At 65.0% G+C, this 19,644-nt stretch carries 23 protein-coding genes; 13 read left to right on the forward strand and 10 right to left on the reverse strand.

The window, feature by feature from the left end; all coding sequences use genetic code 11:
* Positions 1-103 precede the first annotated feature (103 nt).
* Both QX051_RS00090 and QX051_RS00095 read left to right on the forward strand, forming a co-directional pair.
* The gene (locus QX051_RS00090) at positions 104-502 is read left to right on the forward strand and encodes a PaaI family thioesterase (RefSeq protein WP_315741123.1); all 399 of its coding nucleotides are present in this window, start codon (positions 104-106) and stop codon (positions 500-502) included.
* Between the two features lie 126 nt (positions 503-628).
* Complete coding sequence (locus QX051_RS00095; RefSeq protein WP_409998061.1) at positions 629-1,285, forward strand: N-acetyltransferase family protein; 657 nt, start codon at positions 629-631, stop codon at positions 1,283-1,285.
* A 95-nt stretch (positions 1,286-1,380) separates the two neighbouring features.
* Here QX051_RS00095 and QX051_RS00100 read toward each other — a convergent pair whose 3' ends face one another.
* The 3 genes from QX051_RS00100 to QX051_RS00110 all read right to left on the reverse strand — a co-directional run bounded on the left by QX051_RS00100 (position 1,381) and on the right by QX051_RS00110 (position 3,238).
* Positions 1,381-1,686, reverse strand: a complete 306-nt coding sequence (locus QX051_RS00100) for a hypothetical protein (protein ID WP_172109527.1) — start codon at positions 1,684-1,686, stop codon at positions 1,381-1,383.
* A gap of 77 nt (positions 1,687-1,763) precedes the next feature.
* Entirely contained in the window at positions 1,764-2,462 is a 699-nt protein-coding gene (locus QX051_RS00105) for a DUF2161 domain-containing phosphodiesterase (protein ID WP_315774580.1), read from the reverse strand.
* A gap of 95 nt (positions 2,463-2,557) precedes the next feature.
* Positions 2,558-3,238, reverse strand: coding sequence for an SDR family oxidoreductase (locus tag QX051_RS00110; protein ID WP_315755694.1), 681 nt, complete (start codon positions 3,236-3,238; stop codon positions 2,558-2,560).
* Positions 3,239-3,309: 71 nt separating this feature from the next.
* On the opposite strand from QX051_RS00110, the gene QX051_RS00115 reads away from it, so the two are divergent.
* Entirely contained in the window at positions 3,310-4,068 is a 759-nt protein-coding gene (locus QX051_RS00115) for an SGNH/GDSL hydrolase family protein (RefSeq protein WP_315774581.1), read from the forward strand.
* 91 nt (positions 4,069-4,159) lie between these two features.
* Positions 4,160-4,378 carry a hypothetical protein gene (locus QX051_RS00120; protein ID WP_012044361.1) on the forward strand — a complete coding sequence of 73 codons (219 nt, stop codon included), beginning with the start codon at positions 4,160-4,162 and terminating at the stop codon, positions 4,376-4,378.
* 31 nt (positions 4,379-4,409) lie between these two features.
* On the opposite strand, the gene QX051_RS00125 is transcribed toward QX051_RS00120, so the two are convergent.
* On the reverse strand, positions 4,410-5,153 hold the full coding sequence (locus QX051_RS00125) for a tyrosine-protein phosphatase (protein ID WP_315774582.1): 744 nt from the start codon (positions 5,151-5,153) through the stop codon (positions 4,410-4,412).
* Between the two features lie 263 nt (positions 5,154-5,416).
* Complete coding sequence (locus tag QX051_RS00130) at positions 5,417-5,611, reverse strand: DUF2735 domain-containing protein (RefSeq protein ID WP_315741128.1); 195 nt, start codon at positions 5,609-5,611, stop codon at positions 5,417-5,419.
* Positions 5,612-6,155: 544 nt separating this feature from the next.
* Between QX051_RS00130 and QX051_RS00135 the strand changes: the two genes are divergently transcribed.
* From QX051_RS00135 to QX051_RS00145, 3 genes are all read left to right on the forward strand, one after another.
* Positions 6,156-7,190, forward strand: coding sequence for a glutamine synthetase beta-grasp domain-containing protein (locus tag QX051_RS00135; RefSeq protein ID WP_315712320.1), 1,035 nt, complete (start codon positions 6,156-6,158; stop codon positions 7,188-7,190).
* Between the two features lie 188 nt (positions 7,191-7,378).
* On the forward strand, positions 7,379-7,831 hold the full coding sequence (locus tag QX051_RS00140) for a hypothetical protein (protein WP_315774583.1): 453 nt from the start codon (positions 7,379-7,381) through the stop codon (positions 7,829-7,831).
* Between the two features lie 102 nt (positions 7,832-7,933).
* Positions 7,934-9,556 (forward strand): ABC-F family ATP-binding cassette domain-containing protein, encoded by a 1,623-nt coding sequence (locus QX051_RS00145; RefSeq protein ID WP_315774584.1) that lies wholly within the window; start codon positions 7,934-7,936, stop codon positions 9,554-9,556.
* Positions 9,557-9,614: 58 nt separating this feature from the next.
* Here the strand turns inward: QX051_RS00145 and QX051_RS00150 are convergent, their stop codons facing one another.
* From QX051_RS00150 to QX051_RS00160, 3 genes are all read right to left on the reverse strand, one after another.
* Positions 9,615-10,796: a DUF3592 domain-containing protein gene (locus QX051_RS00150; RefSeq protein WP_315774585.1), complete on the reverse strand. Its 1,182-nt coding sequence runs from the start codon at positions 10,794-10,796 to the stop codon at positions 9,615-9,617.
* Positions 10,797-11,028: 232 nt separating this feature from the next.
* Positions 11,029-11,274: a hypothetical protein gene (locus QX051_RS00155; RefSeq protein WP_315741131.1), complete on the reverse strand. Its 246-nt coding sequence runs from the start codon at positions 11,272-11,274 to the stop codon at positions 11,029-11,031.
* Positions 11,275-11,442: 168 nt separating this feature from the next.
* Complete coding sequence (locus tag QX051_RS00160) at positions 11,443-11,877, reverse strand: DUF1810 domain-containing protein (RefSeq protein ID WP_315775284.1); 435 nt, start codon at positions 11,875-11,877, stop codon at positions 11,443-11,445.
* 226 nt (positions 11,878-12,103) lie between these two features.
* Between QX051_RS00160 and QX051_RS00165 the strand changes: the two genes are divergently transcribed.
* Together QX051_RS00165 and QX051_RS00170 are read left to right on the forward strand one after the other, a co-directional pair.
* Positions 12,104-13,147 carry a DUF2778 domain-containing protein gene (locus tag QX051_RS00165; RefSeq protein ID WP_315775286.1) on the forward strand — a complete coding sequence of 348 codons (1,044 nt, stop codon included), beginning with the start codon at positions 12,104-12,106 and terminating at the stop codon, positions 13,145-13,147.
* Between the two features lie 66 nt (positions 13,148-13,213).
* Positions 13,214-13,471: a hypothetical protein gene (locus tag QX051_RS00170; RefSeq protein WP_315712312.1), complete on the forward strand. Its 258-nt coding sequence runs from the start codon at positions 13,214-13,216 to the stop codon at positions 13,469-13,471.
* A 1,351-nt stretch (positions 13,472-14,822) separates the two neighbouring features.
* Here QX051_RS00170 and QX051_RS00175 read toward each other — a convergent pair.
* A complete protein-coding gene (locus QX051_RS00175; protein ID WP_315755686.1) occupies positions 14,823-15,281 on the reverse strand; it encodes a hypothetical protein in 459 nt (152 codons plus the stop codon).
* 363 nt (positions 15,282-15,644) lie between these two features.
* Between QX051_RS00175 and QX051_RS00180 the strand changes: the two genes are divergently transcribed.
* Entirely contained in the window at positions 15,645-15,881 is a 237-nt protein-coding gene (locus QX051_RS00180) for a hypothetical protein (protein WP_315712310.1), read from the forward strand.
* Between the two features lie 129 nt (positions 15,882-16,010).
* Positions 16,011-16,601 carry an NAD(P)H-dependent oxidoreductase gene (locus QX051_RS00185; RefSeq protein WP_315774586.1) on the forward strand — a complete coding sequence of 197 codons (591 nt, stop codon included), beginning with the start codon at positions 16,011-16,013 and terminating at the stop codon, positions 16,599-16,601.
* Positions 16,602-16,687: 86 nt separating this feature from the next.
* Here the strand turns inward: QX051_RS00185 and QX051_RS00190 are convergent, their stop codons facing one another.
* Complete coding sequence (locus QX051_RS00190; RefSeq protein WP_315741135.1) at positions 16,688-16,936, reverse strand: hypothetical protein; 249 nt, start codon at positions 16,934-16,936, stop codon at positions 16,688-16,690.
* 380 nt (positions 16,937-17,316) lie between these two features.
* On the opposite strand from QX051_RS00190, the gene QX051_RS00195 reads away from it, so the two are divergent.
* Together QX051_RS00195 and gabT are read left to right on the forward strand one after the other, a co-directional pair.
* Positions 17,317-18,204 (forward strand): LysR substrate-binding domain-containing protein, encoded by an 888-nt coding sequence (locus tag QX051_RS00195; protein WP_315774587.1) that lies wholly within the window; start codon positions 17,317-17,319, stop codon positions 18,202-18,204.
* Positions 18,205-18,325: 121 nt separating this feature from the next.
* Positions 18,326-19,627 (forward strand): 4-aminobutyrate--2-oxoglutarate transaminase, encoded by a 1,302-nt coding sequence (gabT, locus tag QX051_RS00200; RefSeq protein WP_315774589.1) that lies wholly within the window; start codon positions 18,326-18,328, stop codon positions 19,625-19,627.
* The last annotated feature ends 17 nt before the right edge of the window (positions 19,628-19,644 follow it).

Genomic DNA, 19,644 nt, shown 5'->3' on the forward strand with positions numbered 1-19,644 from the left:
CAATGACCTTTCAGGTCATTGCTTCGGGTTCGAAGCCCGGCGCATCCAGATGCGGCGCTGACCCGCGAAGACGGGTCGTCCGATCAAACGGGGGAGGGAAGGCATGACGCCACTCGACAAGATCAATGCGATGAAGATGCCGTTCGCGGACTTGAAGGGCGTCACCTTCACCGAGGCCAGCGCCGATCGCGTCGTGGCGCAGATGCAGGTGCGGCCGGATCTCTGCACCCTGCATCACACCATCCATGGCGGCGCCGTCATGGCGCTGGCGGATTCGGTCGGCGCGGCCGCGACCGTGATCAACCTGCCGCAGGATGCCAAGGGCACCACCACGATCGAGAGCAAGACCAACTTCATCGGCGGCGCCAAGGAGGGGACCGTGGTGACGGCAACCGCCACGCCCGTGCATCGCGGCCGCCGCACCCAGGTATGGCAGACCCGGGTGGAAACCGAGGACGGGCGTCTGGTCGCGATCGTGACCCAGACTCAGCTCGTGCTGTGATGATTCGTACACAAACGAATCGTTAACTCACGCGATCCTTGCATGGCCGCATGTTCTCTCCGTAGAGCATGGGGCTTGAAATGAATGTTGCGATGCACAATATAGCTCCTGTCTAGGGAAAGACGTCTGTGCGAGGGCTCTCGAGAGGAGTCTCAGGCAGTGTCACAGGTAGATACTTTTCGTCCCCGGCCGGGCTTCGGCTATGTGCGGACGCTCAGCCAGCACGAGGAACTGCCGTTGCTGCGCGATCATCTGTTGCGGCTCGATGCGGAAAGCCGGCACGATCGATTCAACGGCTTCCTCGATGACAGTTTCATCGAACGCTACGCGGCCCGCTGTGCGGCCGACGGCACGATCGTCGTCGCCTACATGGAAAACGGCCTGGTGCGCGGCGCCGCCGAGTTGCATCCGCCGGAGCAGTCCGAGGACGGGCTTCCGGAGATTGCGTTCAGCGTGGAGGCTTGCGTGCGTCGCCGTGGGGTCGGCAGCCTGCTATTCCAGCGCGTGATCTCGGAGGCGCGGTGGAAGGGCTATCGCAAGCTTCGCGTGACGACCGGATCGCAGAACCATGCGATGCGGGCGCTGGCAGCCAAGTTCGGTGCGCATCTGGCGTTCCGTCACGGCGAATCGACCGGCACGATCGATCTGACCGAGCAGCCCCAGGATGAGCTGGCGAAGCTCGTGATCGAAGCACCCATCGCGGCAGCGCGGGCGTTCTTCACCCTCAATCGCGCCTGCTGGAAGCTCGTGACCCGGATGTACGGCGACAAGCGCGCCGCCTGAGCCGAGCCGTTGCTGCGACGACAAAGGCGCGACAGCGATCACCGCTGCCGCGCCTTTTCGTTTGATTGCATTGGCCGATGCGCCCCGGAGGGCGTTCAGGTGCCGGTGCGCTTGTCGAAATTGAAGCGGCGCACGGTGCGGCGCTCGACCACGACGGCGCGCTGCTGCGTGCCCTGGTCGGCCGTGATGACGCGCGTGTTGGTGCGCGCGGCAACGCGGACTGCCTTCTTGACCTCGGGGAGCACCTGCTCGAGCGGCAGACCCATCAGCGCCGACGCGATCTCGGCCTGAGCCTGCACATCGTCGGTGATCCCTGACGCAGCGAAGATCGCTTCTTCCAGTGTCGGGGGATCACGCCTGACGCGACGCGGACCGTACTTGGTGTTCCAATCTTCGCTCATGGGGGCCTCGTGAATCGTCCCGGATACCTAGAAGCAGGATTGTTGCATTGCAATATATATTCCGCGAGGCAGCCCAGCTATGCGTTCACCATGTCGCGATCGGGCAACGCTGCCTGCGTCATGTGGATATCCTGGGGCCAGCGGTGCAAGGCCGCGAGCCCGGCTTTCGTGAGGACATAGACGCCGCGCTCGGCGCGGTCGAACCAGCCATAGACGTTACGCTGCAAGATCTTCGGCGCATCCGGAATGTCCGCGCGGAGGTCGCGGACGCGTCTCGGCCCGTCCGACAGCGCCGAAGCGCAGGCCAGCGCCTGCTGCCGATAGGCCGTCATGATGGGTGCGCGGGTCGAGCCGCCCGCGACGGGGTCGCCCTTGCGCCGCTGATGCTCGATCACAAGACGCGAACGCTTCTTGGGATTCTTGCGCGGCGCGGTGGTGGGCGGCTGCACCAGCACTTCGATGTCTCCGGCTGAGGTCACGGTCAGCATGCCGAAGCCGAGCCGGCGGCACAGATTGCGATAGCGTGCGTCGCTCTCGCGGCCCTTGCCGCGTGCCGACAGCTTCGCCGCGATCCAGACCTCGTCGCAGGCACCGGCCCGGTCGACCGCCTGCAGCAGCAGTTCCAAGTTGAAGACCTGCTTCAGCTCGCAGACGACCACCACCGGCGGGTCGTCGCCCTTGAGCGCCACCACATCACAGCCGCCGACTTCCCCTTTGACCGAGAATCCGAGGTTTTCGAGGAAGCGTTTGACGGGAAGGTAGAGCGCGGTTTCCAAGGGGCCGTCCGATGTGTGCGACTCAGAGCGCGCGCGAGTCTAGCCCGCCGAGTCCGGTGATGTCAGCGCCAAGTCGGGGTGACCGGCTGGCTTCGCTACACCCGGCCGATAACCGGTATCAGTGCGCCGGTCACACCGCTCGCGGCGTCGCTGGCTAGAAACAGAATGACCTCTGCGAGTTCCTGCGGCGTCACCCATTTGTCGAAATCGGCCTTGGGCATGCTGGCGCGGTTGGCCGGCGTATCGATCGTCGACGGCAGGACGGCGTTGACGGTGATCTTGCCCTTCCATTCGGCCGCGAGCGCTTCCGTCAGGCGATGCACTCCCGACTTGGAGGCCGCATAGGGGCCCATGCCGGCACTGGCCTGGAGCGCGCCCATGGCCCCGATGTTGACGATGCGGCCCGTGCTGGAGCGGACGAGATGCGGTATAGCCGCGCGCGATGCGTGCAGCGCGGTCATCAGGTTTCGCGCATGCATCGTCTCCCAGACGGAATCGTCGCCATCGGCGGTCGTCTCGAACGCGAACGCGCCGGCGATGTTGATCAGCGCATCCAGAGTGCCGAAGTGGGCGGCGACGGAGTCGATCGCGACCTTTGCCTGCTCGGGGTCGGAGAGATCGACGCCTCCGAGCTCGATGCGGTCGTCACTCGCCGGGATTTCGGCCTGGGCATGGTCGATCCCGGCCACATGTGCGCCCCGTGCGAGCGCGAGATCGGCCACGCTGCGCCCGAGCGCCCCTTGCGCACCCGTTATGACAATCACTGCTCCGTTCATTCCGTCCCTGGTCTCCGTTGACGCGCCCCACAGCGCCGCTTGCTATACTATGATCCTGCCGATGAGTTGCAATGGCCGGGCGGCCGGGGCATGGAATTGCAATCAGAAGGCGTGGTTCGTCAGAGGTGACCATGACCGCGACAGGCTCTCTCGAATTTCCTGACGTCCCCACCAGTTTTCCTCGTCCGATCAGACGTTTCAGACAGAGTCTGGATGCGCAGCGCAAGACCCGGATCGTGGCGCTGGGCTCATCTTCCACCGCGGGCACCAACGGAATCATCGCTTTTCCGGCCCGGATCGAGCAGTCGCTGCGCAAGGCCAATTTCGGCTGCATGATCGACGTCCTCAATCGGGGTGTGGGCGGACAGGAATCCCCGGACCAGCTCTCGCGCTTCGAATGCGACGTGATTGCGGAGCAGCCCTCGCTCGTCATCTGGCAGGTCGGCACCAACGCCGCCTACAGACCCGAGGTCTACAGTCCCGATGACGTCGAGGCAGCGCTGCGCGTCGGCGTTCGATGGCTGGCGGCGCTGGCCATCGACGTCATCGTGATCGACCTGCAATACACGGCTGCGATCGTGACGGTGCCGAACAGGCTGGCGCGTGCCGAGGACATTCAGCGACGGATCGAGAAGGTCACGTCTGCGGCCAACGTCAACCTCTTCGGGCGCTGGAATTTGATGAAGAGCTGGTATGAGGCCGGCCAGATTCCGTTGTCGGCGCTCGACGACGGGCACGGTGACCGCTTGCATGTGAGCGAAGCCGCCACCGCGAAGATCAGCGACGTTTTGGCCAGCGCCATCCTGACGGCGCCGGTCGCGCTGGCCTGATCGATAAAATTTGCCGGACTTTCGTAAGTGGATTGCCAGCGCAGCCCGCTAGCCTGTCGCTATGCCGCTTGAGGGGCGTTGGAGCTTTGACATGATGAGACATCTGCCGGACCATGGTTTGCCGCTGGTGCAACTGAAGGAGCAGCGGCGGGATCTGGTGGTCGCCTTGCAGAACCGGGCTGGTCCGGTGACCGGTTGGGAATTGATGCAGATCGCGGCGGTTCAGCAGGCGATTTCCGCATTCGAGGAGGTGATTGCCGATCTCGACGCGATGGAAGCCGCCGAGACAGCCGATATCGAAGCGGCCTGATCGGGCTCAAGCGTATTCGCGCCACACCGACTTACGGCGTGAGATAGCGCTCCTGTAACGTCTTCCGCGCTGCGTCGTCGATGCCGAGACCGTCGCGCAGGTAGGTGTCGACGTCGCCGAAATCATCACGCATGGCGTCGAACGCAGCTGCGAGGAACGACGCCTGGACCATCCCGATCGTCTGGACGACATCAGCGGGAAGATCCGGGTGAGCCGCGGTCTCGCGACGATAGAGCTGGTTCGTGAGCAGGTAGTCTTCCAGGATGACGTCATCCGCAACGTCGAGCGCGTGTAGGACGAGCGCGCAGGCCACACCGGTGCGGTCCTTGCCGGCCGTGCAATGGATCACCAACGGGACGTCCTCATTGAGAACATGCTGGAACAGCGCGCGGAAGCGCGGCGTGTAGTTGCGGATGTAGTTGCGGTAGGACTCGCGCATCAGCTCCAAGGCATGGTCGGTCGTGAGCTGTCCTCGTGTCGCCAGGGCCCGCAGCGCCGGCACGACGCTCGGCTCGATCGGCACGGAGTGCACGGTGATCTCGGCGATCGTGCAGAGGCCGGCCGCGCGCTCGTTGCGACCGCGGAAATCGAACGCTGCGCGAATGCCGAGCTCCCGCAGGACCGCGACGTCGGGCTCGGTCAGCTGTCCGAGATGGTTCGACCGAAACAGCCGCCGCCATCGCACGTGCCGGCCATCCCTGCTGGGATATCCGCCGAGATCTCTGAAGTTGCTGGCGCCGTGAAGGCCGAGATGGCGAAGTGGATAGGCGGACATCGTCTTGTTCTAGGGGACGCGGGCTTCGATGTGAAACGCCGTTTCATCGACGGACGCGACGCCGCAGGCACAGCCCTTCGACAGGACAGGGAAGACCATGAAACGGGTCACGACGGCGGCTTGTTTGACCCGGCAGGTCGAGTCCGCCGGCGACCGTCAGCAGCGGCGAGAGACATGCAGACGGCAGCGCAAGAAAAAGGGCCGGAACCTTGTCGGTCCGACCCTTCAGCAAAGGCGTGATGGCGTCACGGTACGGTCTGACATCAGCGATCCCACGCCGGCTTGGCTTCCTGGATCGCCTCGTCATGATACCAGCTGCCGCTATAGATCGTCGGCTGGATCGACGGCGCGATCAGCGGCGCGGGCGATGATCCGGATTGGCGGGGCGCAAGACCCGCTCGCCCTCCGCGCGGAAATTGGTAGATCCTGGCGGATCCCTCGTCCACATTTGTGTCCATTCCTCAGTCTCCTTCCAGCGGGCCACACATCAGGTTGCGCCCGACTCGTTCTCTTGTGGTGACCAGTCTCGATATCAGTGCTGCCCGGAGGGAATGCAACATGATCAAAACGAAATCACATGTTGCGCGTTTTGCAGGCATTTTTTCTTGTGCTCCCTCCGCAGCAACGCGCCGCTGACCAACACTTGGGCTGGACCAAAGGTTGCGAAGTGGAGCTCAAGTCTTTTCGAAAATGTCCGGGAGGTGCTGACGGCTTGTTCGGCCTCTCTTGCGCATCGCCGCAAATGCTAAGGAATCAAGCGGGTTTTCGACAGGCTCTTTTCTCCGCCATGCGCTCCGTGCAATCCCGGTCGCGCTGCTTTGCCGCACCCCTGACGTGCAAAATCCGCCGCCGGCTCCGCCCCGATTGGTCTCCGTCCATGCGACGGGACGTCGCGGGATTTGGCACGTTCCATGCTTAAGAGTGCGCTGGCCGATCGTGGCCGGGTAAGCGGGGAGCCTTCGATTGCTGGGCTCCCACCTTTCGATAAGACAGAGAGGCTCAATGACGAAATACAAGCTCGAGTACATCTGGCTCGACGGCTACAAGCCGGTGCCGAATTTGCGCGGCAAGACACAGATCAAGGAATTTTCCTCTTTTCCGACCCTGGAACAGCTGCCTCTTTGGGGCTTCGACGGCTCGTCGACGATGCAGGCCGAAGGCCATAGCTCCGACTGCGTGTTGAAGCCGGTTGCCGTGTATCCCGACGCCGCCCGCACCAACGGTGTGCTGGTGATGTGCGAAGTGATGATGCCGGACGGCAAGACCCCGCATCCGTCGAACGCCCGCGCCACCATCCTGGACGATCCAGACGCGTGGTTCGGCTTTGAGCAGGAGTACTTCTTCTATAAGGACGGCCGTCCGCTCGGCTTCCCGGAATACGGCTATCCGGCCCCGCAGGGCCCGTACTACACCGGCGTCGGCTTCAAGAACGTCGGCGACGTCGCCCGCAAGATCGTCGAAGAGCATCTCGACCTCTGCCTCGCGGCCGGCATCAACCACGAAGGCATCAACGCCGAGGTGGCGAAGGGCCAGTGGGAATTCCAGGTGTTCGGCAAGGGCTCGCGCACGGCTGCTGACCAGATGTGGATGGCCCGCTACCTGATGCTGCGCCTGACCGAAAAGTACGGCATCGACATCGAGTTCCACTGCAAGCCGCTCGGCGACACCGACTGGAACGGTTCGGGCATGCATTGCAACTTCTCGACCAAGTACATGCGCGAAGTCGGCGGCAAGGAGTATTTCGAGAAGCTGATGGACGCCTTCAAGGAAGCTCGTGCCGACCACATCGCGGTGTACGGTCCGGACAACCACATGCGCCTGACCGGCAAGCACGAGACCGCCTCGATCGACACCTTCAGCTGGGGTGTGGCCGACCGCGGCGCCTCGATTCGCGTGCCGCATTCCTTCGTGAACAACGCCTACAAGGGCTATCTGGAAGACCGCCGTCCGAACTCCCAGGGCGACCCCTACCAGATCGCGTCTCAGGTCCTGAAGACGATCGCGATGGTTCCGACCGGCGCGAAAGCCGCAGCCTAAGACGCCGAACACAACACCCCGGGGCCGGGGGCTGATATGATGATCCGCCGAGGCAGCCGCTTCGGCGGATCATTCGTCTGGCGGGCTCGAACGATCGGAGGCGGCCTCGGCCTTGATCAATCGCAAGTCCGGCTTCGATCGCAGCGGTATGTCTTCCCGCAGCGGTTTGTTTGGAAGCGGGGTGTGGAATGAGCTATCGCAAGTGGGTTTCAGGCGTTGTGATCGCCTGTTCGGCCATCTCCCTGGCTGCAGCGCAGTCCAATGCAGAACAATATCTGCCGCGGCTCGGCGACATCATGAATCTGATTCAGGTCAGACACGCGAAGCTCTGGTTCGCGGGACAGTCCAAGAATTGGGATCTCGCGTCCTATGAGCTTGCCCAGTTGAGGCAGAGCCTGACTGACGCTGCTGTCTTCTATTCAGGCCTGCCGGTGGACAACGTCACCACGCTCGGCCAGCCGATCCAGTCGATCTCGGACGCCATCGCTACCAAGGATGGCAAGCGCTTCGCTTCCGCCGTGACCGAATTGACGTCGGGATGCAACGCATGCCACGCGTCGATGGATCGGGGCTACGTCGCGATCCGCATTCCGACCGACAAGCCGTTCGGCAACCAGGATTTTCGGCCTCAAGGCCGCTGACCGGCTCCGCTCGAGGCGTGAGTTGCGCTGCAAAATTGCGCCTTCCACCGGCGGCGCGCATCGACTAAGAGCGGCGGCAACCTGTCCACCGCCTGAGCCCTCATGATCCGCCTCGATAACGTCTCCAAGCAAGTCGGCCACCAGATTCTCTTCATCGAAGCCTCCGCCGCCCTTCAGCGCGGCGAGAAGATCGGCTTGGTCGGTCCGAACGGGGCCGGCAAGACGACGCTGTTCCGGATGATCTCAGGCCGCGAGCAGCCCGACGAGGGGCAGGTCTCGATCGATCGCGGCGTCTCGATCGGCTATTTCAACCAGGATGTCGGCGAGATGTCCGGTCGCAGCGCGGTGGCGGAGGTCATGGACGGCGCCGGGCCGGTGTCGTCGGTGGCGGCCGAGCTCAAGGAGCTCGAGGCCGGCATGGCTGATCCGGACCGTGCCGACGAGATGGACGACATCATCGCGCGGTATGGCGAGGTGCTGGCGCGGTTCGAGGAGCTCGACGGCTACGCGCTCGACAGCCGCGCCCGCGAGGCGCTGGCTGGCCTCGGCTTCTCCGAGGAGATGATGGACAAGGATGTCGGCCTGTTGTCCGGCGGCTGGAAGATGCGCGTCGCGCTGGCGCGCATTCTCCTGATGCGGCCCGACGTGATGCTGCTCGACGAGCCGTCCAACCATCTCGATCTCGAGAGCCTGATCTGGCTGGAGCATTTCCTCAAGGGCTACGAGGGCGCGCTGCTGATGACCTCGCACGACCGCGAGTTCATCAACCGCATCATCAACAAGGTGATCGAGATCGACGCCGGCCAGCTCACGACCTATTCCGGCGACTACGACTTCTATGAGCAGCAGCGGGCGCTGAACGAGAAGCAGCAGCAGGCGCAATATGAGCGCCAGCAGGCGATGCTCGCCAAGGAGATCAAGTTCATCGAGCGCTTCAAGGCGCGGGCCTCGCACGCGGCGCAGGTGCAGAGCCGGGTCAAGAAGCTCGACAAGATCGAGCGGGTCGAGCCGCCGAAGCGGCGCCAGACCGTGGCGTTCGACTTTCTGCCCGCGCCGCGCTCGGGCGAGGACGTGGTGGCGCTGAAGAACGTGTCCAAGAGCTATGGCAGCCGCCGCATCTACGACGGGCTGGACTTCATGATCCGGCGCCGCGAGCGCTGGTGCGTGATGGGCGTCAACGGCGCCGGCAAGTCGACTTTGCTGAAGCTGGTTGCCGGCACCGCCGAGCCCGATGACGGCTCGGTGGCGATCGGGGGCAGCGTCAAGATGGGCTACTTCGCCCAGCATGCGATGGACCTGCTGGACGGCGACGAGACCGTGTTCGAGTCGCTCGAGCATTCGTTTCCGCAAGCTGGTCAAGGCTCGTTGCGGGCGCTGGCCGGCTGCTTCGGCTTCTCCGGCGACGACGTCGAAAAGAGATGTCGGGTGCTGTCGGGGGGCGAGAAGGCGCGGCTGGTGATGGCGAAGATGCTCTACGATCCGCCGAACTTCCTGGTGCTGGACGAGCCGACCAACCATCTGGACATGGCGACCAAGGAGATGCTGATCGCGGCCCTGTCGAGCTTCGAGGGCACCATGCTGTTCGTCTCGCACGACCGTCATTTCCTCGCCGCGCTCTCCAACCGCGTGCTCGAGCTGACCCCTGACGGCCTCCATCAGTATGGCGGCGGCTATACCGAGTATGTCGCCCGCAGCGGCCACGAAGCGCCGGGCCTGCGCAGCTGACGACGCGGCCATACTCGTCGCTCGTGCTCTGCTTGCGCTTTGTTCGCATCATCCCCGGCTAGCTCATCTGGACGTGGGTGAAGACGAACAGGAACAGCGCGCCGATCGCGATCACGAAGATGCCGACCCAGAGCGGCGCCGCGACGCCGCTCTTGTTTGTGGGATCGAGCACGGCCGTCTCGGGTTGTAACGGATCGTAGTAGACGGTGACGTCGGTGTTGACCGGGTATTTGGCGGCGACGGCTTCAGCGCTCGACCTGTCGGAATGCAGCGCGGTCCAGCCCCAGTTCCAATGCGTGCTGTGGAAAGAGCGACCATTCACCGTGTAGCTGTATTCGATCGTGACCCGGAAACGCTCCTCTTCCGTTTCTCGTCCGCGATCGTCCTCACGTCGTGTGATCTCCATCGTCACGCCGGAGCGCGTGATGCGCCCCGGCGCAGTCGGCCAGGAGCGGCTCGCCAGGCGCTCCTGCCGCAGCTTCCAATAGGAGGCGAGTGCGACGGCTCCGAAGCCGAACACGGCGAACGGCATCAGGAAGGCGAACAACGGCACGCCAGCCTCGGTCGTGAGCACCTTGCCGGCGAGCGAATGCGCCACCAACACGGCGGTCACGGCCGACAGCACGACGAACAGCACCACAAGCGCCGCCGTGCCGCTGGCATTGGTGGGCTCGAGCACCGCTTGCGAGGGGCGTTTCGGATCGTAAAAGACGCGGACCTTCGCGCCTTGCGGATATTTGCCGGCGAGCTCGTCGGCTTGCAGGCGCGTGACGCGGCTCGGGCTGCCGAAACGGATGCGGCGACCTTCGTAGCTCTTGCCCAACACCTCGTAGCGGTAGCGGATGTCAGGCTTGGCATCGGTGTCATCTGCCGACCGATGCGTCGCCGCGACAGACACCGCCGAGGCCACGATCTCCCCCTCGACGACCGGCCAGTCGCGGCCGCCGCTGGTCTTCCTGCGCTGAAGCCAGAGTCCGTAGCCGGAATTGAGGGCGAGAAAGCCGAAGATGCCGGCGGCGACACGGGTCCAGAGCAGGGCGGATGCGGTGAGCATGATGATCTCGCATGGGCCCGCCAGGGCGGGCGACATGCAGTGGTGTCCTGCGGGTTCCCCTCGGTTCAACAGTGTGCCGGTCCTCTTCAGCTCTCCACCATCTCGCCCATCGAGTTCTTCGACCGTCCGCAGGGCCCGCTGAGCGATTACGTCCACGTTGAAGCCAATCCGGCCTACGCCCTGCATGCGGGCATCCCGAACGTGATCGGGCAGAAGGTCCGCGAGATGGTGCCGGCCGAGGGCTGGGTCGAGCTCTATGGCGGCGTGCTGCGCACTGCTGACCAAGCCGTTCGACATCGAGGCGCTCGCCGGCTGCGTCGTAGCTTGCCGATACGCTTCGCGCTGATGGAACCCGCCGGCATGGTTTTGCCCCGCCAAGCATCATGGCGGGGCGCCAGTGTCGTCAGCCGCCAGCGCGTCAGCCGCCGGCCTCGCACTTCTTCATGAAGCTGGTCTTGGCCGCGCCGGAGAGCTTCTTGCCGTCGGAGCCGACCGCCTTGGTTTCGCAGGTCTCGGCCATGCACTTCTTCATGAACGAGGTCTTGGCGGCGCCGGCCAGCACTTTGCCGTCCTTGCCCACGGCCTTGGTCTCACAGCTATCTTGGGCGAAGGCAGATCCGGCGGCGAAGGTCGCGAGCGCGGCAATCAGGAAAAACTTCTTCATGAGTGTGTCTCCTTGGGACAAACAACGCGGCGGATGGGAGCCGCAAATCTTGGCGCGATCAAGTTTCCTGTTCGGGCTTGTCACCCGAAATCCGGCCGCACGGCAGAGCTGGTTCATTGCCGTGTCGGCCGTATGAGGCCGAGATGCGCGCCTGCGGTAACCGTGTGCTCATGCGGTGCGGTGCCGCAGAAACGCGAGCGTCGCCGGGTCCCGCGCACCGTCGCAATAGCGATCGAGCGCCCGAGCGAAGATCCCGTTCGGGCTGATCGAATCGAACAGCGTCATGCAGGAGCGGAATTTGGCATCGTCCGGAACACCCAGAATGTCGCGCAGCGACTTGCCCTGCACCGCGAGCACCAGACGGGTGCATTCGAGCAGTCGCGAGCCGAGCAGGGGATGAGTCAGATAGGCCTCGGCCTCAGCACGGGAGCGGATCGCGTAGCGCTGGGCCATGGCGGAGTGGCCGAGCCCTTCGACCTGCGGAAACACGAACCACATCCAGTGGCTTTGCTTGGCGCCGGCCGCAAGTTCGGCGGTCACACGCGAATAAATCGAATTCTGTGCGTCGACAAATCGGCCGAGAGCATCACAATCCGCCTTCATTGGCTGCTCCAAATATTTGAATGATCGAGGTAATTTCTTGTTCTGGGAAGACATGGCGGCGCCAGGGCGGCCCGATCCCCCCTGGGGCGCCGTGGCACTCCGGGCTGGCGTTTGTCTAGATTATGCCGCACTCTTGCCATCCTATGTCATGACGGGTCGAATCGTACCCCTTGGGGTCGGGCACCTTTCCCGGGTGGTCCGAAAAAGGGGGTATATCGGGGACGTGATGGCTTCCAGTGAAGCAAGCGTAGACGTTCTGTTGACGCAAGGCCGCTTCGGGCGCTCCGAAGCGATCGCATTCGTGCTTGCAGCACTTGCGATCGCGGCGGGCGCGGCTGCATGGGTCGGCGCCCACAGCGAGGAGACGTCGCTTGCGACCGCGGCGCTGCCGGCCGCCGGCGCGCCGTCCATCACCTTCGAGACACGTTTCGCGCCGGCCTCTGCCTCGGCCACGGCCTATTCGGAAAAAGACGCGATTCGCGCGCTCGACCGTTTCGCCCTTCGCGGCGCGATCGACCGCCAACTGCTCGATGCCCGGGCCGCGCTGGTCAAGGGCATGGAAGCGCGCGATTCGGGCGGGCGCGACCCCAGCAACAGCGATTGGCGGCCGATGCTGACGGAGGGCAATACCGTCACGATGCCTGCACCGGGCGTGCCGCTGCCGCGACCGCGCCCGTCCGTCGCCAACCTGCCGACCAGCCTGGTTTCGGCCAGTGCGCCTGAAGCGGTCGGACGCGTCGACGATCGCTCCATCCTGCAGAAGCTGTCCGACCTGTTGCCGAGCCCGACCAAGTTCGCCTCGCTCGGTCCGGATAGCGGCATCGTGCGCTCCGGGATCGATCTCGGCGCGCTCGGCTATGACAAGACCGCCGTGTACGACATCAAGGCCAGGATGGTGTATCTGCCGTCCGGCATCGGGCTCGAGGCCCATTCCGGCATGGGCAGCCTGCGCGACGACCCCGAGCACGTCAATCAGCGCATGGTTGGCGCGACCCCGCCCGCTACCTATGACCTGAAGCCGCGCGAAAAACCGTTTCACGGCGTGCGCGCCCTGCGCATGAACGTGGTGGAAGGATCGACCCTGGGCCGGAGCGGATTGCTGACCCACCCCTATATGCTGGGTCCGGAGGGTGATTCGAACGGCTGCGTCTCGATCAAGAATTACGATCGCTTCCTGAAGGCGTATGATGACGGCGAGTTCAACCGACTCGTTGTCGTCGTCGGGCTCGAGGCTGGCACCCCGACGCGGACCGCGCAAAAGACCGAGTGACGTTTTGTTGCTGGGCCTCGGCGCGACCTCGGCGGTGACGCTCGTCGCATCTTCCGGAAGGTCCCCATGATTGATCCCGCAAACTCGGAAACGCGTCTGCGTACCACCTTCAACATCAAGGTGAACGGCAAGCCAGTCGTGATTTCGACGGTCGGGCAGGCCCATCAGTTCCTCACCAGCCTCAATGCCGTCGAGTGGATGGAGTTCAAGTCGCTGCACGACCAGGCCATGGCCGCACTGCAGGCCGCGGCCGACAACGCGATCATGACGGTGCAGGCCACCAACGCCGTGCGCACGCTGTTCGTGAGCGCGAAGCTGTTGTGATGCAGACGATGACGCGTTTGAGACAACGACCTCGCGCGGCCTTCCGGGCCGAGAATTCCTGCTCGGCGTCATCGCCCGGCTCGGCCGGGCGATCCAGTATTCCGGGACGGCAGTGATCGACCCAAAGGCCGCGGCGTACTGGATGCCCCGCCTGCGCGGGGCATGACGGCCGTGAGATGGGCCATGACCTCGCTCCACCGTCATGCCGGGGCGCGCGCAGCGCGAGCCCGGCATCCATAATCCAGAGCGGGCATGTGAGGCATGCTGGTCACTCCATCTCGTTTCATAAGTTCTGCTGCGGCATATGGATCCGGACTCGCGCTCCGCGCGCCCCGGAGTGATGACGTGTGTGTTGAGGCGCCTCGCGAACAAGCGCCTCCCGCCATCCGCCATCATCCACCCATGATCTCGCGATCTCGCGACGCATCCTGCGTCCGAGTGATTCCATTCGTCTTGCCCTCCGCACGGCAGAGGGCGCGGGGAATGCCGGGATGCTGGCCGCAACCCATGGCCCGCCTGCAGAAAAAAAGCAGGCGGCAGTCACCACAGGTTCAACCGGGCAACCGGCATTCCCCGCGCGATGATCTTAACGGCTGCTTCGCGCGCTCCCCGGTGCGCCGGGCTTTCTGGTCACCGTGCACGACAACGCGCTTTGGGCGCGCCACCGTGGGGGCATCAGCGTCGGGATGCCAGGACCACGCGACTTGACCGTACGCGACATCAGCGTTCGTCGGCGCAAAGATGCGCTGCGCTGCCATCGCGTCCACCGCTCCTCCCGCTCCACGTCCGTGACGACCGCGATACGCCCCTCTTGCGAGCGAGAGATGGCACGACAAAAGCACTGAATCCGATTTAGGAAAAGCGGAATATTTCTGACGATGGGACTGGACAGGCCAAATCAGCTTGATGGGCCTGCTGAAAATCGCTTCTGCGCGCATCGCTCTTCTCGTCGATTCAGCCTCTGGAGCGACGCCGTCAGATGGAAATGCCGCTTGATTTGCCCGGCGGGCAGCCGGTTTCTTCGTTGCGATGATCGTTGTTCGACCGAGAGCCGCGATGCGAGCGTATTTGTTAGTCGCCCGGCGCAGGCCAATCGCGCAAGGAAGCCGCGCCATCCAAGGACGCAAGATCGTGGCGCAAGGTCTGCGGCTGGCTTGATCTTTGATGCGGCGGTCGCTGTGGCTACGGTCGACACCGCTGGCCGATCGCATGCGTATACCGCGGTGCACGCGCGGGGCCGTCCAACATCATTGCGCGTCAATGGATCGGCGAGGCCCAGGTCGGGCTGCCGCTGGAGCGGTTCTACGACGGCGACGACTGAAGCCGGCGATGCTGCGGCGCGGCGGCGATATCAGTCGGCCATCTCGGCGGCGTCGAGCGCGATCTCCTCGCGCTCGGCCTTCTCGGCCGTCGGAGCGTTGGCGGTCTCGGCCGTTTCGAAATCGTCCTCGGCGATCTCCTGGACAGGAGCCTCCTGGACCTCGGCCGTCTCGACCTGCTCGGCGGCGAGTTCGGCGGCCACGACGGCCTCCGGCTCGGCGTCGTCATTGGCCGGCGTCGAGAACAGGTTGGGGGCTGGGATGGTGGTGGGCACCACCGGCCGCTGCTTGGCCTTGTACCAGGACGAGAATTTTTGCGAGATGCCAGCTTCGAACTCGGCGAGCGGCAGGCTGTTGCCGTCCTCGTCGGTGATGACGACCTGCCAGCCTTCCGCCTCCATCACCTGTGCGTTGGCGAGAACGATGAGGGCGCTTTCGCGCTGCTTGCGGATTGTCTGCTGCTCCCGCTCAGCCACCATCGTGTACGCCATGAACCTGACTCCCACACCTAAACTCGGGACACGTGATGGTCCGAAGCACCATCAGCACGCCGCCACTACGCCGTGAGAGTGTGAGCGCGGCTGGGCCGGATTGCGTTCGCCTAATGACAATTTGGCGGCGTCTCACGGGGTCCGGCAGCGCAAAAGGAGTCGAAGATGCAACAGGCCGCAAAATTGTGGTGCAGGAACGAGAGCGCTTGTTGAAGGCGCGCCACGACGTGTCATCATTTGATTCTGCGGCGGCAACTGCTTCGCGACATCAGCGAAAGCAGCGGGTGAACCGGACAAACAGCGGGCGAATTGGGGACGGCGATGCGAACTCATCTGTTCAGGATGCGGAATTGGAATGTGGCAATGGCAGGGCTTGCGCTGGCGATGGTCGCCAGCCCGCGCGCGGGCCATGCCTTCACGGAGGACGACCAGCGGCGGCTGTGCACCGGCGACGTGTTCCGGCTGTGCTCGTCGGAGATTCCCGATCGGGACCGCATCATTGCCTGCATGATGAAGCAGCGCGCCAGCCTCAGCGACGGTTGCCGCAGCGTGTTCGGCCGGCCATCCGAGCGCTCCGCTTCGGCCACGGTGACGCGCTGAGCGTGCCACGCCTCGTTTCCGCCAACCACGCGCCGCCGGTCGATCGATCCGCGGCGTGACCATAATGACCTCGATGGCAATGCGGCGTGGTAGTCTGGCGCGGATCGTCCGGCCAGGAGTTGACGCGCCATGAGCTTCCGCATCCTCGTCCTCTACGGCTCCTATCGCTCCGACCGGATGGGCATCCGGCTCGCGCAATTCGTCGTGGACGGGTTGCGCGCCAGGGACCAGGACGTCGAGCTGATCGACGCCAGGGCGGTCGGCCTCCCGATGCTCGACCGCATGTACAAGGAATATCCGCCCGGCCAGGCGCCAGCGGCCATGGCCGAGCTTGCGGCCAAGATCCGTGCCGCCGACGGCTTCGTGTTCGTCACCGGCGAATATAATTGGGGCATGCAGCCGGGACTGAAGAACCTCACCGACCACTTTCTCGAGGAATGGTTCTGGCGTCCGGCGGCGATCGCGAGCTATTCCGCCGGCCGGCTCTCCGGGGCACGCGCCGCCACCGCGTGGCACGGCACGTTGTCGGAGATGGGGATGGTGGTGGTGTCGAGCACGCTTGCCGTCGGCCCGATCGGTCAGTCGCTATCTGCCGACGGCAAGCCGACCGGCGATTCCGGCCAGGCGCTGGAGCGCGCGTTTCCGCGCTTTGCCGACGATCTGTTGTGGTGGGTCGAGGCGGGCAGGGAGCAGCGGGCGCGCAGGGCGCCGCCCTACTGAGCGCGGCACCAGCGCAGGCGCTCCGGCTCTCGTGCCAAGTCCGCTAACCACAAGTCCGCTAACCACAAGTCCGCTAACCAAGTCCGCTAACGTTGTTCCGCGCTGCCGGCCCCGTTGGTGACCGCGCGCTGACGCGCCGGCGCGCTTGCGCCCTGGCCCTGACAGGGCCGCTCCATCCATGTCCCGTCGGGAGCCTGCTGGTAGGCGCGGCACGGCAGGGACGATGTGGCCTGATCATCCGGTTTGGGCGTCTGGGAGCTTTTCGCCAGTGCGGGGGCGGCCGTCGCGACGAGGGCTGCCAGCGAACCGACGGAGATCATTTGGCTGATCCGCATCTTGGGGGTTCTCCTGCTCGAAGCACTGCCGATTCAAAGTCGAATTGTGGAAACTTTTTGGCAAATGGCGGACTGCCATGGCCGCAGGCTTAAGGATCGTTTGCGACGCGGCTTGCCACGTTAAGACGTCCGCGGAGGTCGCTCCCGCGAGTGTGGCTTTCTCTGGGCTGGCGTTGCGCCGATGCTGACGGTAAGAGCGGCATGACGCGCGCAAGCGCCCTCGTGACCGCGATGCGGCGCTCCGCCCGGAGCGCCTCGTGCGGTCAACGGACGCCGCCAAGGCAGCCGGCGCTCCGACATCAGCCGCGCGACAGACGGATCGTGGCGGTTCCCGCTTGAGGGCGGGGAGGGGGATCGCGCAGGCTGAGAACTGTGCGAGCATGACGAGACCTCGATTGCCCTCCCTGATCGCGCTGCGTGCCTTCGAGGCCGTCGGCCGCAAGGGCAGCGTGCGCGCCGCAGGCGACGAACTCGCCGTCAGCCACACCGTGGTCTCGCGTCATCTGCAGAATCTGCAACGCAGCCTGGGCGTGGCGCTGGTGCGTGCCGAGGGGCGGGGCCTCGCGCTGACCGAGGCCGGGCGCCAGTTTCATGCCGAGGTCAGCCAGGCCTTCGACATCATCGCCCGCGCGACAATTTCGGTGCGTCCCGCAGCGCGTCCGACCCTGAACATCTGGTGCATTCCAGGCCTCGCCAATCGCCGCCTGCTGGCGCGGCTGCCCGAGCTGAGCGGCCCGCCGCGCAACTGGGACATCAATCTGCAGCCGACGCTGGCGCACCCCGACCTGCAGCGCGGCGAAGCGGATGCGGAGATCGTCTATGCCGAGGCGATCGACCGGGGCGGCGGCGTGGTCGCCGAGGAGCTGGTGCGCCCACGCGTATTCCCGGTCGCGAGCCCGGCCTATCTGGCGCGATTCCCGGCGATCGCGACGCTCGCCGGTCTCGCCAGGGCCTCGCTGATCCACGAGGAGTCCACCGCGCAATGGGAGCAATGGTTCGAGCTGGCGGGGTATCGGGAGCCCGTCACGTTGCGCGGGCAGCGGCTGTGGCACGCGCATCTCGCCATCGAAGCCGCCCGCTTCGGCCAGGGCGTCGCGCTCGCCAACGAGGTGCTGGTCGCCGATGATCTGCGCAGCGGGGCGCTGGTCGAGGTGATCCCCTCGGCACTCCACATGGGAGCCTATCAGCTCGTCGCGCTCCGGGAGCGCTGGGACGAGCCCGCGATCGTGGCGCTGCGGGCGTGGCTGAAGAAGGTGCTCGCCGCGTAGCCGCGCGCTCATCCCGCTGGGTCTGGTGCATTGCAGGCACTTGTCATCGGGAACAAGCTGATTGATCGCGACGGCTCTCGGCGTAGCCTTCTGCTCGATTTTTCCCACGAGGAGTTGAGCCATGGCTGTAATTTCGGCTGCAATTTCGGCTGCGAACGAAGACCTGCTGGCGCGACGACACGAGGCCGTCGTCAGGGGCGTGAGCTATGCGACGCCGCTGTTTGCCGACCGCGCCCTCAACAGCGAGGTGTGGGACGTCGAGGGCAAGCGCTATGTCGACTTTGCCGGCGGCATCGCGGTGCTCAACACCGGCCACTGCCATCCGCATGTCGTTGCCGCGATCCGCGCGCAGCTCGACCGCTTCACCCACACCTGCTTCCAGGTGCTGCAATACGAGCCGTATGTGCGGCTGAGCGAACGGCTCAACGCGCTGGCGCCGATTTCGGGGCCGGCCAAGTCGATCCTGCTGACGACCGGCGCGGAGGCGACCGAGAACGCGATCAAGATCGCGCGCGCGGCCACGGGGCGCAGCGGCATCATCGCCTTCACCGGCGCCTTCCACGGCCGCACCGCGCTCGCCAACGCCATGACCGGCAAGGTGATGCCGTACAAGAAGCATTTCGGACCGCCGCTGCCCGGGGTCTGGCACGCGCCGTTCCCGATCGCCGGCAGCAGCGTGTCGGTCGAGGACACGCTGTCCTACATCAACTTCATCTTCAAGGCCGACATCGACGCCTCGCAGGTCGCGGCCATCATCATCGAGCCGGTGCAGGGCGAGGGCGGTTTCCACCAGGCGCCGCCGGAGCTGATGCGGGGCCTGCGCCGGATCTGCGACGCCCATGGCATCGTGCTGATCGCAGACGAGGTGCAGACCGGCTTCGGCCGCACCGGCAAGATGTTCGCGATGGAGCACTACGACGTGCAGCCGGACCTGATCTGCGTCGCCAAGAGTCTCGCCGGCGGCATGCCGCTGTCCGGCGTGATCGGACGTGCCGCGATCATGGACGCCGCGGAGCCGGGCGGCCTCGGCGGCACCTATGGCGGCAATCCGCTGGCCTGCGCGGCGGCGCTCGCCGTGCTCGACGTGTTCGAGCAGGAGAAGCTGCTCGACCGCGCCAATGCGATCGGCGACCGATTGCGCGCGGCGATCGAGCGCTTCTCGCGCGCCAACAACCTGGTTCCGGTTTCCGCGCCGCGCGGTCCTGGCGCGATGGTTGCATTCGATATCCTGAAGCAGCGCGGCAGCGACGAGCCGGATTCCGAGATGACCAAGCGCGTGACCCGCGTCGCACACGAGAACGGACTGATCCTGTTGTCCTGCGGCGTCACCGCGAGCACCATCCGCATTCTGGTGCCGCTGACCGCGTCCGACGAGATCGTGGACGAAGGGCTCGCGATCCTGGAGAAGTGCCTGGCCGCCTGACGCGCGGCCGAGGTGAA

The sequence above is a fragment of the Bradyrhizobium sp. SZCCHNR1053 genome, from assembly GCF_032381235.1.
In the GTDB taxonomy this organism is placed as follows: Bacteria; Pseudomonadota; Alphaproteobacteria; order Rhizobiales; family Xanthobacteraceae; genus Bradyrhizobium.

Coding starts and splice junctions, on each gene's coding strand:
- QX051_RS00090 (WP_315741123.1), top strand. CDS start 104: ATGACGCCACTCGACAAGATCAATGCGATGAAGATGCCGTTCGCGGAC.
- QX051_RS00100 (WP_172109527.1), bottom strand. CDS start 1,686: ATGAGCGAAGATTGGAACACCAAGTACGGTCCGCGTCGCGTCAGGCGT.
- QX051_RS00110 (WP_315755694.1), bottom strand. CDS start 3,238: ATGAACGGAGCAGTGATTGTCATAACGGGTGCGCAAGGGGCGCTCGGG.
- QX051_RS00115 (WP_315774581.1), top strand. CDS start 3,310: ATGGCCGGGCGGCCGGGGCATGGAATTGCAATCAGAAGGCGTGGTTCG.
- QX051_RS00120 (WP_012044361.1), top strand. CDS start 4,160: ATGATGAGACATCTGCCGGACCATGGTTTGCCGCTGGTGCAACTGAAG.
- QX051_RS00125 (WP_315774582.1), bottom strand. CDS start 5,153: ATGTCCGCCTATCCACTTCGCCATCTCGGCCTTCACGGCGCCAGCAAC.
- QX051_RS00130 (WP_315741128.1), bottom strand. CDS start 5,611: ATGGACACAAATGTGGACGAGGGATCCGCCAGGATCTACCAATTTCCG.
- QX051_RS00135 (WP_315712320.1), top strand. CDS start 6,156: ATGACGAAATACAAGCTCGAGTACATCTGGCTCGACGGCTACAAGCCG.
- QX051_RS00140 (WP_315774583.1), top strand. CDS start 7,379: ATGAGCTATCGCAAGTGGGTTTCAGGCGTTGTGATCGCCTGTTCGGCC.
- QX051_RS00145 (WP_315774584.1), top strand. CDS start 7,934: ATGATCCGCCTCGATAACGTCTCCAAGCAAGTCGGCCACCAGATTCTC.
- QX051_RS00150 (WP_315774585.1), bottom strand. CDS start 10,796: ATGCAGGGCGTAGGCCGGATTGGCTTCAACGTGGACGTAATCGCTCAG.
- QX051_RS00155 (WP_315741131.1), bottom strand. CDS start 11,274: ATGAAGAAGTTTTTCCTGATTGCCGCGCTCGCGACCTTCGCCGCCGGA.
- QX051_RS00160 (WP_315775284.1), bottom strand. CDS start 11,877: ATGAAGGCGGATTGTGATGCTCTCGGCCGATTTGTCGACGCACAGAAT.
- QX051_RS00165 (WP_315775286.1), top strand. CDS start 12,104: ATGGCTTCCAGTGAAGCAAGCGTAGACGTTCTGTTGACGCAAGGCCGC.
- QX051_RS00170 (WP_315712312.1), top strand. CDS start 13,214: ATGATTGATCCCGCAAACTCGGAAACGCGTCTGCGTACCACCTTCAAC.
- QX051_RS00175 (WP_315755686.1), bottom strand. CDS start 15,281: ATGGCGTACACGATGGTGGCTGAGCGGGAGCAGCAGACAATCCGCAAG.
- QX051_RS00180 (WP_315712310.1), top strand. CDS start 15,645: ATGGCAGGGCTTGCGCTGGCGATGGTCGCCAGCCCGCGCGCGGGCCAT.
- QX051_RS00185 (WP_315774586.1), top strand. CDS start 16,011: ATGAGCTTCCGCATCCTCGTCCTCTACGGCTCCTATCGCTCCGACCGG.
- QX051_RS00190 (WP_315741135.1), bottom strand. CDS start 16,936: ATGCGGATCAGCCAAATGATCTCCGTCGGTTCGCTGGCAGCCCTCGTC.
- QX051_RS00195 (WP_315774587.1), top strand. CDS start 17,317: ATGACGAGACCTCGATTGCCCTCCCTGATCGCGCTGCGTGCCTTCGAG.
- gabT (WP_315774589.1), top strand. CDS start 18,326: ATGGCTGTAATTTCGGCTGCAATTTCGGCTGCGAACGAAGACCTGCTG.